The organism is Rhodococcus sp. T7, from assembly GCF_009872365.1.
Classification (GTDB): Bacteria; Actinomycetota; Actinomycetes; order Mycobacteriales; family Mycobacteriaceae; genus Rhodococcus_F.
The window spans coordinates 1-13,218 of the sequence record NZ_WXYH01000088.1; the positions used below are offsets into that span (position 1 = coordinate 1).

The following is a 13,218-nucleotide window of genomic DNA, read 5'->3' on the forward strand; positions in this document are numbered from 1 at the left end:
GCGTGCAGTACCGCTCAGGCGTCGAGGTGGCCGGACTGCTCGGCGCCGACGGCCGGGTCACGGGGGTGCGCACCACCAACGGGGAGGAGCTGCCCGCCGATCTGGTGATCGACGCCAGCGGTCGCTTCTCCGAGTCTCCGACGTGGCTGCAGGCGCTCGGTTACCCCACTCCCCGGGAGGAAGTCGTCAACGCGCACTGGGGCTACTCCTCCACCTTCCTGGAGGTGCCCGAGGACTGGGACCCGGGCTTCCAGGCACTCGCGCTCACCGCGTTCGGGGACGGCGCCCTGACTCCCGAATCGGCGTCCCGGGCAATGGCGATGTGGGTCGTCGAGGGCGAGCGCCGCTGGATCCTGACCGCTCAGGGCTCCGCCGGCGACCACCCGCCCCGGACCGAGGAGAAACTGCGCGACTTCATCTCGAGCATCGGCGTGCCCGAACTGGACAAGGCGCTGTCGCAGGTCACGTTCCCCGAGAAGATCTCGATGTGGCGCGACACCCGCAGCCGGCTTCGCGACTTCGCCGGCCAGCCCGAGCGGCCCGAATGCTTTCTCACCATCGGTGACGCCTGGATGGGCTTCAACCCCGTCTACGGGCAGGGAATGACCGCCGCCGCACTGGAGGCCTCGGACCTGCGCACCGAGCTGGCCGCCCACCTGACCGAGCGCACCGATGAGCTGACCGGACTGGCGGAACGGTACTACGCGAAGGCCGATGCCCTGATCAAGTACTGCTGGACCTCCTCGAACACCCTCGACCACCGCATTCCCGGTGTGGAGTACACGATCGACGGCGTCGCCCAGGAGGTCGATCCGACGTCGTCGGACTTCTCCGACCGGCTCGCCGCCTACATGGCGCTCGACCCGGAGCGCTACGTCCGTTACCGCGAGACCACCCAGCTGCTGCGCTCTCCCGAGTGGCTGACCGACGCCGAGATCGTCGACGCGGTACGCGAGCGCTGGGACGAGCTGGGCAAGGCTGTCGTTCCACGCTGAACGGGGGCGAAGCCGCATAATGGCGGCCATGGGATCTGTATTCAGCGCCATCATCAACGGAGATCTGCCGGGACGGTTCGTGTGGGAGGACGACGACGTCGTCGCGTTCCTCACCATCGCGCCCGTCACGCAGGGCCACACCCTCGTCGTGCCCCGCGAGGAGGTGGACCAGTGGCAGGACGTCGACGGTGAGATCTGGAACAAGGTCATGGACGTGGCCCGCACGATCGGGCAGGCCGTCCGCCCGGCGTTCGACGCACCGCGCGCGGGACTGCTGATCGCCGGACTCGAGGTGCCCCACCTGCACCTGCACGTCTTCCCCGCCTACGATCTCGGCGATTTCAACATCAGCAACGCTCAGCAGAATCCGTCGCAGGAATCGCTCGAGGAGGCGCAGGCGAAGATCAAGGCGGCGCTGCGCGAACTCGGCCACGGGGACAACGTCCCCGACTGACGGTCAGCTCGACCGCGGCAGTTCCACCCGGAACGTGGCACCTTCGTCGGGCCGGCTGTCGACGGTCACCGACCCGCGGTGGGCGGCGACGAGGGCCGCGACGATCGACAGGCCGAGCCCGCTGCCGCCGCTCTCCCGGGTGCGGGACGCGTCGGTGCGGTAGAACCTCTCGAACACCCGGGCCGCGTCTTCCTCGGTCAGTCCGGGTCCGGTGTCGGCCACCTCGAGCACGACGGTGTGCTCGGTGGTGCCGAGCCGGACCGTGACGTCCGCGGTGGCGGGGGTGTGTTTGACGGCATTGGCGAGCAGGTTGCCGAGGACCTGCCGCAGCCGGGCCTCGTCGCCGATCACCTCCGGTGTCCCGGGTCCGGGGCGGACGTCGAGAGCGATGGACCGTTCGGGGGCGACGGCACGCGCCCCGTGCACGGCGTCGGACGCCACCGACAGCAGGTCGACGGGCCGGGTCTCGAGGGGTCGCTGGGCATCGAGGCGCGCGAGCATCAGCAGGTCTTCCACCAGGAGACCCATCCGCGACGCTTCCCCTTCGATGCGGCTCATCAGGGTTTCGGTGTCGGTCATCGCGCCCTGCCGATACAGTTCGGCGAAGCCGCGGATCGTGGTGAGCGGGGTGCGCAGTTCGTGGCTCGCGTCGGCGACGAATCGCCGCATCTTCTCCTCGGACCGCCGCGCCGATTCCTCCGACGCCTCGGTGGCGGCGAACGCGTGCTGAATCTGCGCGAGCATTCCGTTGAGCGCCACGGACAGTCGCCCGATCTCGGTACGGTCGTCCCGTTCCGGGACGCGCCGGTGCAGGTCTCCCGACGCGATCGCCGCGGCGGTCTCCTCCACTTCGACGAGGGGTCGCAGACTGCGCCGGACCACGAAGTACGCGACCACTCCGAGCGCGATCAGCACGACCACTCCGATGATGAGTTGCAGCACGACCAGACGGTTCACCGTTTCGTCGTTCTCGGTGAGCGTCATCGCGACGGTGGTCTCGGTTCCGTCCGGCGCGGTCGTGGTCAGTACCCGCCACCGCACGTCGGAGTCGTCGGTCGAACCGACCGTGACGGGCACAGATGGCAGGTCTTCCGGCAGTGCGGGCGAGACGGATTCGTCGTTGATCTCACGCAGGACCGTTCCGTTCGCCAGCGTCGTGCGGACGTAGAACGGGCTCGGTGGGCGACCGGGGTTCGGTTCGTCCGGCGGCGGCAGAGGCCGCGATTTGCCGGGCTTGGCCCACCCCTGGGCCGCGTCGTGCAACTGGTGGTCGACGCGGTTGGTCAGCGAATTCTCGAGCGCCGACGTCACCGCGACACCGGACGCGAGGAGGCCGAGCGCCGACAGGAGGAGCACGGCGCCGACGAGTGTGATGCGCAGCGGCATCGCCCGGATCCACCGTCGCGCAGGCTTGTTCGGGACGGCGGCGACCACCTCGGCCGACTCCCGGGGAGCCGCGGGCGCGGTCATCGCCGCGGTTCTCGCATCACGTAGCCGACGCCGCGGAGGGTGTGGATCAGCGGGGTCTCGCCGGTGTCGACCTTCCGGCGGAGGTACGACACGTACGACTCGACCACCCCGACCTCACCGCCGAAGTCGTAGTTCCAGACGTGGTCGAGGATCCGCGGCTTGCTCAGCACCGTGCCCGCGTTGACCATGAAGTACCGCAGCAGCGTGAACTCCGTCGGGGACAGCGACACCAGGTCGCCGGCCTTCCAGACCTCCCGCGTGTCGTCGTCGAGTTCGATGTCGGCGAACTTGATGCGGGCCGACTGCTCCTCCACCGACACCTTGCCCGCCCGCCGCAGGATGACGCGAAGCCGGGTCACCACTTCTTCGAGGCTGAACGGCTTGGTGACGTAGTCGTCCGCGCCGAGGGTGAGGCCGCTGATCTTGTCCTCCACCGCATCCTTCGCGGTGAGAAACAGGACCGGTGCGTCCACACCGTCGGCGCGCAACCGCTTGAGCAGGCCGAACCCGTCCATTCCCGGCATCATGACATCGAGAATGACGGCGTCCGGGCGGAAGGTCCGCGCCGTGTCGAGTCCCTCGGCCCCGGTCGACGCCGTCGCCACCTCGAACCCCTGGAATCGGAGACTCACGGAGAGCAACTCGAGGATGTTCGGTTCGTCGTCGACGACGAGGACGCGGGCTTCGACAGGCTTATCATTCACGCAACCCATCATCACGCGTGAGACTGGATTGTCGCTGTAGGTTTCCTGGGAGGTTCCTGTGAGCCGGTGCGGCCGGCCCGGGTCGGGCGGATTCCGGGCGTCAGTTCACCACGATATTGAGGTTGAACACTACCCCGCCGAACGTCAGGATCGTGTTGGCCAATCCGAGTGTGACACCACTGTTGAGCGCCCCGAGCAGTCCCAGCATCATGACCTCCGTCGTCGCCCCGGTGAAGGGGTGTTTGCGCGCTGTCCGTGCGCGTTGCGGATGACACTAAGTCAAGTTCGAAGAATTCGTGGCGACACGCGCATGCAATTTCCCTGAATAAAATCACCCATTCTTCTCGAGCCAAAAAGGGTGAAATTCCGGGCGCATGAGCGAGGATGGGACAGTTGCGCTTCGGCGCCCCGGCGCTCACCGTCGTCGCACACACGACAACCCCGCCGTCGAGCGGACGGCGGGGTTGCGTGAAACGGAGTTGTCTTGACAGGCAGGAAGTTCAGGCGACGACGTTCATGTTGAGCACCACTCCGCCGAACGTGCCGATCGTGTTGGCGAGTCCGAGGGTGAAAGCGCTGTTGATTGCGGCGAGCAGTCCGAGCATCATGATGTTCCTCGTTATCTTCCGTGGTATACGCACAGAATTCACTGTCGCGCTCGACAATAAGTCAGCAGGGCTCGCTCTGCGAGATATTCGGCGCATTCCCGCGTCGTGCGCGCGGGGCGAGTCTGTGGACTCGCTCACCACTCACGGGCGCGGAGCACGTCGTTGGGTACCGTGGAATTCGTCGACACGACATCCGGACGAGCGCACCGTACCCGGCCAGCGACAAGACGGTGCCCGGAGGTTTGTCATGGCGTGGATCGTCCTTGTGCTGTCGGGAGTTCTGGAGGCCGTCTGGGCCACCGCCCTCGGCCGGTCGGAGGGATTCAGCAAGCTCGGACCAAGCATCGTCTTCGGCGTCGCCCTGGTCTTCAGCATGGCGGGTCTGGCCTACGCGATGCGCAGTCTCCCCACCGGAACGTCGTACGCGGTGTGGGTCGGCATCGGCGCGGCACTCACGGTCGGGTTCGCGATGCTGACGGGCGCCGAGAGCACCACACCGGTGAAGATTCTGCTGATCCTGGGCATCGTGGGATGCGTCGTCGGACTGAAGGCTCTGCACTGACCGGATCGAGACGCTCGATGATTGTGTGTCGCGGGTTACAGTAACTCCATGAACCTGGTGTCGTTGATTGCCCTTCCGGTGCGTGCCGGTCTTGCGGCGGCCGATGTCGGTCTCGGTATCGCCGAGGCCACCCTCGTGACGGTCCGGACCGCGGTCGCCGGGACCGGAGTCGTCACGGGCATGAGCACCCAGGGCAGCCCGTTGCAGGTGATCAGCCAACTGTCCTCGCTGGCGGCCAACGACCGGCCGCTCGGGCAGGCACTCCAACCGGGCGGTCCCCTCGACCGTCTCCTCGCCCCGGGCGGCCCCGTCGACCGTCTCACGTCGGAGGGCGGCACCCTCGAACGACTGCTGGAGCCGGGTGGCCCGCTCGAGCGGGTCCTCGCCAAGGACGGTCCGCTCGACCGGGTCCTCGCCGAGGACGGCACCCTGGAGCGCCTGCTCGCGAAAGACGGCCTGCTCGACCGTCTCACCGCCGAGCAGGGCCCACTCGAACGGCTGACCGCGCAGGACGGTGCGGTCGAACGGCTCACGGCACCGGGCGGACTGGTGGACCGGGCGCTTGCCGAGAACGGCATCCTCGACACACTGCTGTCGGAGGGCGGCGCGTTCGAACGCCTCATCGCCGAGGGCGGCCCGCTCGATCAGATCGTGGCGCTGTCCGAGACGTTGACGGCGCTGGCACCCAACCTGGAGCGGATGAGCGCGAGCGTCGACCTGTTGCAGGAGACGGTGGGCGTTCTCAGTGCCGCCGTCGGACCGCTCGGCGAACTGGCGGGCAAGTTGCCGGGGCGCTGGCTCAACAAGGGCAAGGGCGACCGTCCGGGCGTCGACTACACCCTCGGACCCGCCTGACGCCTTGACCTCGAGCGGCCCGGGAGCGACCGGCCGACACTGACCGACACCTGCCTCTGGTATGTATTTCGCATGACACGAACCATCGTTGCGCTGTTGATCCCGGCCGCCCTGCTGCTCGGGGCGTGCAGTTCCGAATCGACCACCACCGAGGCCGAGTCCCCGGCGAGCGCAACGACCGAGGCCACCGAGGCGTCCTCCGCAGACCTGCCCGCAGTCGCGGACCTGTGCAAGGGCCTCCTCCAGTACGCGAACGGCGCCGAGGCCCGCGCGCAGCAGAGCGGCGAGACGTTCGACCGCACGCAGGCCCTCGACGACCTCTTCACCCAGTCAGCCGAGACGCCGGAGTGGAAGGACGCTCCGCAGGAGCGCAAGGACCAGATGATCCAGGCCTACGACGCCGCCAAGACCGGGGCCTGCTGACCCGTTCCCGATCGGGGACCGGACCTGTCCTCAATCCTTCGTGGCGTGGTCTGCATGACCGACACGACGAAGTCCGTCCGACCGTTTCGCAGCGACATCGCGCAGGTCGGCATCGACCGCCTGCTCACCAACGTCATGCTGTACTGACTCACCGACACCGCATCCTCGGGCGCGTACGTCGGCTCCATGCAGGAATCTTCGTAGAGCCCGAGACCCTGACCGCGGACATCCGGGAATTCTTCGCAGGACTCCGCTGAGCCGATTCGGAGCGGTCGGATCAGGCGGGGGCGGTCAGATCACACTCGAGATGAGGAAGGCGGCGAGCAGCACGCCGACGAGAACGGATCCGGCGGTGGCGGCCGCGAGGACCACCGAACCGGTCACGGTCATCGCCGGCGCCGCCGCGACGAGGGCAGCGACGAGCGCGGTTCCGAGCGAGAAGCGGCGGTCGGGCTCGGCCTGCCGGTCCTTCGCGTGCCGGGCGGTGCGGGTGCGGAATGCATTGTGGGCCGTGAGGGTCATGATTCTTCTGTCCCGTCTGGAGTCGAATGCGGACCAGAGCCGGAGCTCTGGCGGGTTCAGAGTTCACCTCCTCGGCGCTATGGCGGACTACTGCGCGGGCGTATCACCCCGCACTTCCAGCCGCGACGCCAGCTCGGCGTTCTCGGATTCGAGCGCGAGGATGCGCTGAATGCCGGCGACGTTCACACCGTCGTCCATGAGCTGAGCGATGCGTGCCAACCTGCTCAGGTCGTCGTCGCTGTATCTGCGGGTGCCGCCGCTGGTCCGGGCCGGGGTGAGCAACCCGCGACGCTCGTACAGGCGGAGAGTCTGCGGGCCGATACCCGTCAACTCCGACGTCACCGCAATTCCGTAGACCCCGCGCCGTGAGCGGGGTAGGACGTCGATGGTCACAATAGGCTCCCTTCTGCTTAAGGAACACCTGATGTTAACACGACAACGTAATGAATCTGCATCCGGAAATACAGATTTTGCATCTCGCATCCCTCACGCCTGGCCTGTAGCAGCCAGGACGAGCATCGGGTGACGTAATCTCGGACCCGAACCGAACACGAACCGCCGCCGACCCCGGACGGATTCGTACAAGGTGTCGTGGCCGTCAGCGCCACGGCCTCTGCGCGAGAGACGAGAAGACGGTGCCCCGCACGCAGGAACACGCAGATCGTTACCGTGACGCCCTCACGGCGCTCGCCGCGGCCACCCAGCGACCGGCCAACGTGGTCAACACCGGTGCCGGCTATGCAATTCGGGTCGACTTCGAGTTCAACCGCTACCTTCTCGCATCCAACGCCACCGACGGACTGAGCGACGCCGTCGAGGACAGGTCCGAGTGGCGGGTCAGCCTGTACCAGGGTGCCGCCGACGGCACGTCCGACGAACTGCTGGCCACGGCCGGGCACGCGTGGCTGGTCGACGCATTCGACAGCGCTTTCGCCGACATCCGGGCCGAAGGTAAATGGCAGGCGGCCGACGCATCGTTCGACGAGTTCAACCCCACCAGCGACCAGCCCGCGAGCTGATCCGGCACCGCTCAGGCGCGGTCGGGAACCCCGGATCGGACGAGTTGCTCCAGTTCGGCGTTTCGCGCCGCGAGGACCGCGTTCTCGGCTTCGAGCTGAAGGATCTGGCCGATGCCGATGAGATTGACTCCGGCGGCGACGAGTTCGGTGATCTTCTGGAGGCGCGCGACATCGTCCTCGCTGTACCGGCGGGTGCCACCGCCCGTGCGAGTCGGTGTGATCAACCCGCGCCGCTCGTAGAGGCGCAGCGTCTGTGGTCCGATACCCGTCAGTTCCGACGTTACCGAGATCCCGTACACACCCCGCTGCGAACGAAGCGGCACATGAGAGGACGTCACCGGGTCTCCCTTCTTCTCAGGGCGCATCAATCTTAGCAAGCCCCAGTGAACACAATGTGCCGCGGGGCGCGCAGGTTCGCACCGGAATGCCCGCAGTGCCGCGTGGCTGGACCAGCAATCTTGCCGATTCGGCTTGAACTTCCCGTCCGACCGCTGTAGAACAAATCTATATTCTTCAACGCAGATTAGTTCTCACGACGACGTCGCACGAAGGAGAACCGATGACCACCCACGACCCGCAGAGCACTCCCCACGACGGGGAGGTCCTCGTTCTCGGCGCAGGCAGCGGCGGAGCGATCGCCGGCGGCCTGATCGCCACGCTGGCGCTCAGCGCGCTCACGCTCCTCTCGTCCCTGCCGACGTGACCCGACGGCCCTACTCGGCCGCCCTCCCCTCTCTCGGACACCGACACTTCGCACACGACAGGACACAACCCGCATGCCCGCCAGCTTCACATCCCACGGTTCCGCCACCAGCACCGCCACGCGAGGCGGAGCAACGATGAGCACCGAGGAAATCAAGGCCCGGATCGAGGCGATGTTCGCCGACGAGGCCGCCGACACGTCCCCCGCACTCGTCGAATAACGACGCCATTGCCGATGCCGGCAGGTCAGAGAAGGGCAGAGCCATGAAAGTGTCCACCCCGCTCGTCGAACCATCGCTCGACATCCGACGCATCCCCGTGTGGTCGAAGTCGGCGCATCGTCCGAAGCCCGTCGCCGACGCCGCACGGAGCGAGCGTCGGCAGACAAAGCCGGAAACCGCACGCCGCGATCGTGACCAATACCGCGACGTGCCCGCGCAGTGCGAGGCCATCGGCCGTCTCGCCGTCTCGGACCCCCGCCGCGAACTGCTGCGGCAGCGGCTGATCGAGCGGTGCCTGCCGCTCGCCGAACACATCGCGCGGCGGTTCCTCGGTCGTGGAGAACCCCTCGACGACCTGATCCAGGTCGCCCGCCTCGGTCTCGTCAAGGCCGTCGACCGGTTCGACTCGAGTTGCGGGGCGAGCTTCGTGTCCTACGCCGTCCCGACGATCACCGGCGAAGTGCGCAGGCACTTCCGCGACACCGGCTGGGCGATGCACGTCCCGCGCAGCATGCAGGAACTGCACCTCTCCCTCACCACCGCGACGACCGAACTGACCACCACCCTCGGACGCGCCCCGACGGCGAGCGAACTGGCCGAGGCCCTCGGGATCGACAAGGAGGAGGTGGTCCGGGGTCTGCGGGTCGCCGACGCCTACAGCACCCTGTCCGTCGACTTCCCACTCGGCGAGGACGAGCGCCCGCTGTCGGAGACGATCGGCGACCTCGACCCGTCCCTCGCACACGTCGAGGACCATGTCGTCCTCGAGCCTCTGCTGGGATCGCTTCCCGACCTCGAGCGCACCGTCCTTGTCCTGCGCTTCTTCGGCAACATGACCCAGTCGCAGATCGCTGCGCGGGTGGGTGTCTCGCAGATGCAGGTGTCCCGGCTGCTGACCAAGACCCTGGCGGACCTGCGCGGGAAGCTCGCCGACGCCGGCGGTCAGATGCTCGGGTAGGCGGCCAGGAAGTCCTCCCACGTCCGCTTGCCCGTCGCCGCCTCGGGCGACAGGTTGGCGCCGTCCCGGTACGCGCGGCCGGCCTTTCCGGGCATCCGGACCGGCATCGTCAGCCGGTGCCTGCCGGTCGCCTGCAGGTAACTGCGCGCCAGATCGCCCATCCCGTACACGGCCGGCCCGGGCAGGTCGGGAACCAGGCCGGCCGGGGCGCCGAGCGTCAGTTCCACCAGACGCGCCGCCACTTCCCCCGAATCGACCGGCTGGAAGCGCAGTCCGCCCGGGACCGGGATCACCGGCAGTTTCGCCATCTTCTGCAGCATGCTCAGGACCAGTTCGTGAAACTGGGCTGCGCGCAACGTCGTCCACGGCAGGCCCGCGTCGGCCACCGCTCGCTCCGCGGCCAGCTTGGATGTGAACCAGCCGAGCGGAACGCGGTCGGCCCCGATCACCGAGATGTAGACGACGTGCCGCACTCCGGCGCGCGCGGCGGCCTCCACCAGATTCCGGGTCGCCACCTCGTCACCCTTGGGGCCACCCGCCAGGTGCAGAACGGTCTCGACGCCGTCCAGCGCGGGGTCAATTCCCTTGCCCTCGAACAGGTCACCGGTCTGATACTCGACGCCGTCGCCGGGCTCGCGACCGTGCCTGCTGAGAACCCGCACGTCCCGCCCCGCCGCCCGCAGCAGTGGGACGACCTGACGTCCGAGCGTGCCGGTACCGCCGGTGATGAGAATGGGTGATGTCATGATCTCTCCAGATTCTTCGGACAGCTGATTGTCGGTGGATCTACCTGTGAGACACGCCGCGAGGAAGGAATGTGACACGGTGGACGACCGCGATCGGCTGACCGAGCGTTTCGAGGAACACCGGCCGCGGCTGCGGGCCGTCGCGTACCGGATGCTGGGCTCGGTGAGCGAGGCCGACGACGCCGTCCAGGAAGCCTGGCTGCGCACGATCCGCGCGGACACCGGCGAGGTGGAGAACCTCGAGGCGTGGCTGATCACGGTGGTGTCGCGGGTGTGCCTGAACGTGCTGCGCTCCCGCGAGCAACGGCGCGAGGAACCTCTCGACGTGCAGGCACACGATCCGGCCGTCGGACACGAAGACGGTGGCGACCCCGAACACGAAGCGATGCTGGCCGATTCGGTGGGGCTGGCGCTGCTGGTCGTGCTCGATACATTGACCCCGGCCGAGCGGCTCGCGTTCGTGTTGCACGACATGTTCGACGTGCCCTTCGACGACGTCGCCCCCATCGTGGGCCGCTCCTCCCAGGCGGTGCGGCAACTCGCCAGTCGCGCCCGCCACCGGGTGAAGGGCGCCTCGCCGGCACCGGATTCCGCGGATCTGGACCGCAGGCGAGCGGTCGTCGACGCCTATCTGGCCGCCACCCGCGGCGGCGACTTCGACGCGCTGGTCGCCCTGCTCGATCCGGATGTGGTGCTCCGGGCCGATCCGGCTGTCGGACCCACCCCGGGACCTCTCGTGATCCGGGGCGCCCGCGTCGTGGCCAAGGGTGCGCTCGCATCCGCGGAACGGGCACGGGTCACCCAGGTGGCCCTGGTGAACGGGTCGGCCGGGCTCGTGATGGCTCCCCGCGGGCGGCTGTACCTGGTCCTGGCGTTCACGATCGTGGACGGGAAGATCACCGAGATCGACGTCATCGCGGAGCCGGATCGCGTCCGCCGACTCGATCTCACCGTCCTCGGGGACTGAGCGGTCACCCGATCCGGGTGATGACCGTCGGCGCCGCGACCCGCAGCATGGAGGTAGCCGACACTCCGGGAGAGGGACGCGAACGTGACTACTGCCTCGGACGACGATGCCCCACCCCGAAGCGCGGCCGCGCCGTCGCCGTTCCCGCCGATCGCCGATTACGCCTTCCTCTCGAACTGCCACACCGGGGCGCTGATCGCGCCGGACGGTTCCGTCGACTGGCTGTGCGTGCCCCGGTTCGACTCGCCCAGCGTGTTCGGCTCTCTCCTCGACCGTGAGGCCGGGATGTTCCGGATCGGCCCGTTCGGGCTCAACGTTCCGGCATCCCGCCAGTACGAGCCGGGCACCAACATCATCTCCGCGGTGTGGAACACCCCGACCGGGTGGGTGAACGTGCGCAGTGCGCTGACGATGGGCCCGACCCGCGGTGAGGAAACCGTCACTCCGCACACGAGGCCGCCCGCGGACGAGGATGCCGATCACATGCTGGTCCGCACGGTCACGTGCCTCGACGGCAACGTGGAGGTGGAGTTGGTGTGCGAGCCCGTGTTCGATTACGGACGCACACCGGCGGAGTGGGTTCTCGTGGGCGGCGATCGGCACGCCGCCGACGCGAGCGGTGCAGGGCTCACGCTGCGCCTGCGGACGGACATGGCGCTCGGCATCGAGGGCGGACGGGCTCGCGCGCGCCACATACTCGAGAAGGGCGAGACCCTGTACTGCGCGCTGACCTGGGCGGCGGAACTCGCCGCGCCGGAAACTGCGGAAAACGCTGTCGCGCAACTCGATGCGACCGCGGCGTTCTGGCGGCGCTGGTTCAGTCACGCCCGCTTCCCCGACCATCGATGGCGGGAGGCGATCCAGCGGTCCGCGCTGACCATCAAGGGCCTCACGTACATGCCGACCGGCGCCACCGTCGCGGCGCTCACGACATCCCTTCCGGAAACCCCGGGCGGCGAACGCAATTGGGACTATCGGTACACGTGGATGCGGGACTCCACGTTCACGCTGCAGGCCCTGCACTACCTGAACCTGGACTGGGAGGCCGACGAGTTCATGCAGTTCATCGCCGACCTCGAGTCGAACGGTGATGGTGCACTGCAGATCATGTACGGAATCGACGGCACCCGCGACCTGAGCGAGTCGACCCGCGACGACCTGTCCGGCTATGCGGGCGCGCGCCCGGTGCGGATCGGCAACGGCGCGTTCGACCAGCGGCAGAACGACGTGTTCGGCGCCGTCCTCGACTCGATCCTGCTGCACACGGTGCGCAGCAAGCGCCTTCCCCGCCGGTTGTGGCCGCTCGTGCAGCAGCAGGCGGCGTGCGCCTCCGCGGTGTGGCGCGACCCCGATCAGGGGATCTGGGAGGCGCGCGGCGCACCGCAGCACTACGTGTCGTCGAAGCTGATGTGCTGGGTGGCACTCGACCGGGCGTCGAAGATCGCCGGCATCCGCGGCGATCGCGCGTCCGAGGACGCCTGGCGCGCCACGGCCGAGGAGATCCGCGCCGACATCCTCGCGCACGGGGTGAAGAAGGGGGTGCTGCGGCAGCACTACGACACCGAGGCGCTGGACGCGTCGACGCTGCTCGCCGCGGTCTTCGGATTCCTTCCCCGCGGGGACGTCCGACTGCGTGCCACCGTCGACGCCATCGCGAGCGATCTCACCGAGGACGGATTCGTCCTGCGCTACCGCACCGGCGAAACCGACGACGGGTTGTCGGGCAAGGAAGGCAGTTTCCTGATCTGCTCGTTCTGGCTGGTGTCGGCTCTCACCGTGGTCGATCAGGTGCAGGAGGCAACCGATTTGATGGAGCGACTGGTCAGCGTGTCCTCTCCCCTGGGCCTGTACGCCGAAGAGTTCGACACGAGCACCGGCCGCCACCTCGGCAATTTTCCGCAGGCGTTCTCGCACCTCGCGCTGATCGAGGCCGCGGGGCGCATCATCCTGCACGAGCGGATGCGGGAACTGATGTGAGCCGAGGCCGGGCCCGACGTGCCCGCCACCGTAGG

Annotated in this window: 16 protein-coding genes, 1 pseudogene and 1 riboswitch; of the genes and pseudogenes, 11 read left to right on the forward strand and 6 right to left on the reverse strand. The window is 68.1% G+C overall.

Going from position 1 to position 13,218, the window contains the following annotated elements; all coding sequences use genetic code 11:
* A pseudogene (locus MLGJGCBP_RS10945) lies at window positions 1–995 on the forward strand (tryptophan 7-halogenase); the annotation flags it as partial.
* 28 nt (window positions 996–1,023) lie between these two features.
* Window positions 1,024–1,449, forward strand: a complete 426-nt coding sequence (locus MLGJGCBP_RS10950; RefSeq protein WP_201453027.1) for an HIT family protein — start codon at window positions 1,024–1,026, stop codon at window positions 1,447–1,449.
* A 3-nt stretch (window positions 1,450–1,452) separates the two neighbouring features.
* On the opposite strand, the gene MLGJGCBP_RS10955 is transcribed toward MLGJGCBP_RS10950, so the two are convergent.
* Both MLGJGCBP_RS10955 and MLGJGCBP_RS10960 read right to left on the reverse strand, forming a co-directional pair.
* Window positions 1,453–2,835, reverse strand: a complete 1,383-nt coding sequence (locus MLGJGCBP_RS10955) for a sensor histidine kinase (RefSeq protein WP_160095642.1) — start codon at window positions 2,833–2,835, stop codon at window positions 1,453–1,455.
* An 80-nt stretch (window positions 2,836–2,915) separates the two neighbouring features.
* The gene (locus MLGJGCBP_RS10960; RefSeq protein WP_167372175.1) at window positions 2,916–3,632 is read right to left on the reverse strand and encodes a response regulator transcription factor; all 717 of its coding nucleotides are present in this window, start codon (window positions 3,630–3,632) and stop codon (window positions 2,916–2,918) included.
* 774 nt (window positions 3,633–4,406) lie between these two features.
* Window positions 4,407–4,468, forward strand: a riboswitch (guanidine-III (ykkC-III) riboswitch).
* Window positions 4,469–4,478: 10 nt separating this feature from the next.
* Here MLGJGCBP_RS10960 and MLGJGCBP_RS10965 point away from each other — a divergent pair.
* From MLGJGCBP_RS10965 to MLGJGCBP_RS10975, 3 genes are all read left to right on the forward strand, one after another.
* A complete protein-coding gene (locus tag MLGJGCBP_RS10965; protein WP_087561094.1) occupies window positions 4,479–4,793 on the forward strand; it encodes a DMT family transporter in 315 nt (104 codons plus the stop codon).
* Between the two features lie 48 nt (window positions 4,794–4,841).
* Complete coding sequence (locus MLGJGCBP_RS10970) at window positions 4,842–5,648, forward strand: ABC transporter (RefSeq protein ID WP_160095510.1); 807 nt, start codon at window positions 4,842–4,844, stop codon at window positions 5,646–5,648.
* A 72-nt stretch (window positions 5,649–5,720) separates the two neighbouring features.
* The gene (locus tag MLGJGCBP_RS10975) at window positions 5,721–6,071 is read left to right on the forward strand and encodes a hypothetical protein (protein WP_087561096.1); all 351 of its coding nucleotides are present in this window, start codon (window positions 5,721–5,723) and stop codon (window positions 6,069–6,071) included.
* 291 nt (window positions 6,072–6,362) lie between these two features.
* On the opposite strand, the gene MLGJGCBP_RS10980 is transcribed toward MLGJGCBP_RS10975, so the two are convergent.
* Together MLGJGCBP_RS10980 and MLGJGCBP_RS10985 are read right to left on the reverse strand one after the other, a co-directional pair.
* Entirely contained in the window at window positions 6,363–6,593 is a 231-nt protein-coding gene (locus MLGJGCBP_RS10980) for a hypothetical protein (protein ID WP_160095512.1), read from the reverse strand.
* 87 nt (window positions 6,594–6,680) lie between these two features.
* A complete protein-coding gene (locus MLGJGCBP_RS10985; protein ID WP_087561098.1) occupies window positions 6,681–6,986 on the reverse strand; it encodes a MerR family transcriptional regulator in 306 nt (101 codons plus the stop codon).
* A 242-nt stretch (window positions 6,987–7,228) separates the two neighbouring features.
* On the opposite strand from MLGJGCBP_RS10985, the gene MLGJGCBP_RS10990 reads away from it, so the two are divergent.
* On the forward strand, window positions 7,229–7,612 hold the full coding sequence (locus tag MLGJGCBP_RS10990; protein WP_087561099.1) for a hypothetical protein: 384 nt from the start codon (window positions 7,229–7,231) through the stop codon (window positions 7,610–7,612).
* 11 nt (window positions 7,613–7,623) lie between these two features.
* Here MLGJGCBP_RS10990 and MLGJGCBP_RS10995 read toward each other — a convergent pair whose 3' ends face one another.
* Window positions 7,624–7,950, reverse strand: a complete 327-nt coding sequence (locus MLGJGCBP_RS10995) for a MerR family transcriptional regulator (RefSeq protein ID WP_087561100.1) — start codon at window positions 7,948–7,950, stop codon at window positions 7,624–7,626.
* 221 nt (window positions 7,951–8,171) lie between these two features.
* On the opposite strand from MLGJGCBP_RS10995, the gene MLGJGCBP_RS50450 reads away from it, so the two are divergent.
* The 3 genes from MLGJGCBP_RS50450 (at window position 8,172) to MLGJGCBP_RS11000 (ending at window position 9,493) form a co-directional block, all read left to right on the forward strand.
* Window positions 8,172–8,315: a hypothetical protein gene (locus MLGJGCBP_RS50450; RefSeq protein WP_167372176.1), complete on the forward strand. Its 144-nt coding sequence runs from the start codon at window positions 8,172–8,174 to the stop codon at window positions 8,313–8,315.
* Window positions 8,316–8,388: 73 nt separating this feature from the next.
* Complete coding sequence (locus tag MLGJGCBP_RS50455) at window positions 8,389–8,535, forward strand: hypothetical protein (RefSeq protein WP_179220422.1); 147 nt, start codon at window positions 8,389–8,391, stop codon at window positions 8,533–8,535.
* Between the two features lie 43 nt (window positions 8,536–8,578).
* Window positions 8,579–9,493: a SigB/SigF/SigG family RNA polymerase sigma factor gene (locus tag MLGJGCBP_RS11000; RefSeq protein WP_087561101.1), complete on the forward strand. Its 915-nt coding sequence runs from the start codon at window positions 8,579–8,581 to the stop codon at window positions 9,491–9,493.
* Here MLGJGCBP_RS11000 and MLGJGCBP_RS11005 read toward each other — a convergent pair.
* Window positions 9,478–10,239, reverse strand: a complete 762-nt coding sequence (locus tag MLGJGCBP_RS11005; RefSeq protein ID WP_160095514.1) for an SDR family oxidoreductase — start codon at window positions 10,237–10,239, stop codon at window positions 9,478–9,480. The genes MLGJGCBP_RS11000 and MLGJGCBP_RS11005 overlap by 16 nt on opposite strands.
* Before the next feature lie 79 nt (window positions 10,240–10,318).
* Between MLGJGCBP_RS11005 and MLGJGCBP_RS11010 the strand changes: the two genes are divergently transcribed.
* Both MLGJGCBP_RS11010 and MLGJGCBP_RS11015 read left to right on the forward strand, forming a co-directional pair.
* The gene (locus MLGJGCBP_RS11010; protein ID WP_160095516.1) at window positions 10,319–11,206 is read left to right on the forward strand and encodes a sigma-70 family RNA polymerase sigma factor; all 888 of its coding nucleotides are present in this window, start codon (window positions 10,319–10,321) and stop codon (window positions 11,204–11,206) included.
* A gap of 84 nt (window positions 11,207–11,290) precedes the next feature.
* Window positions 11,291–13,183 carry a glycoside hydrolase family 15 protein gene (locus MLGJGCBP_RS11015; protein WP_160095518.1) on the forward strand — a complete coding sequence of 631 codons (1,893 nt, stop codon included), beginning with the start codon at window positions 11,291–11,293 and terminating at the stop codon, window positions 13,181–13,183.
* Window positions 13,184–13,218: the final 35 nt, after the last annotated feature.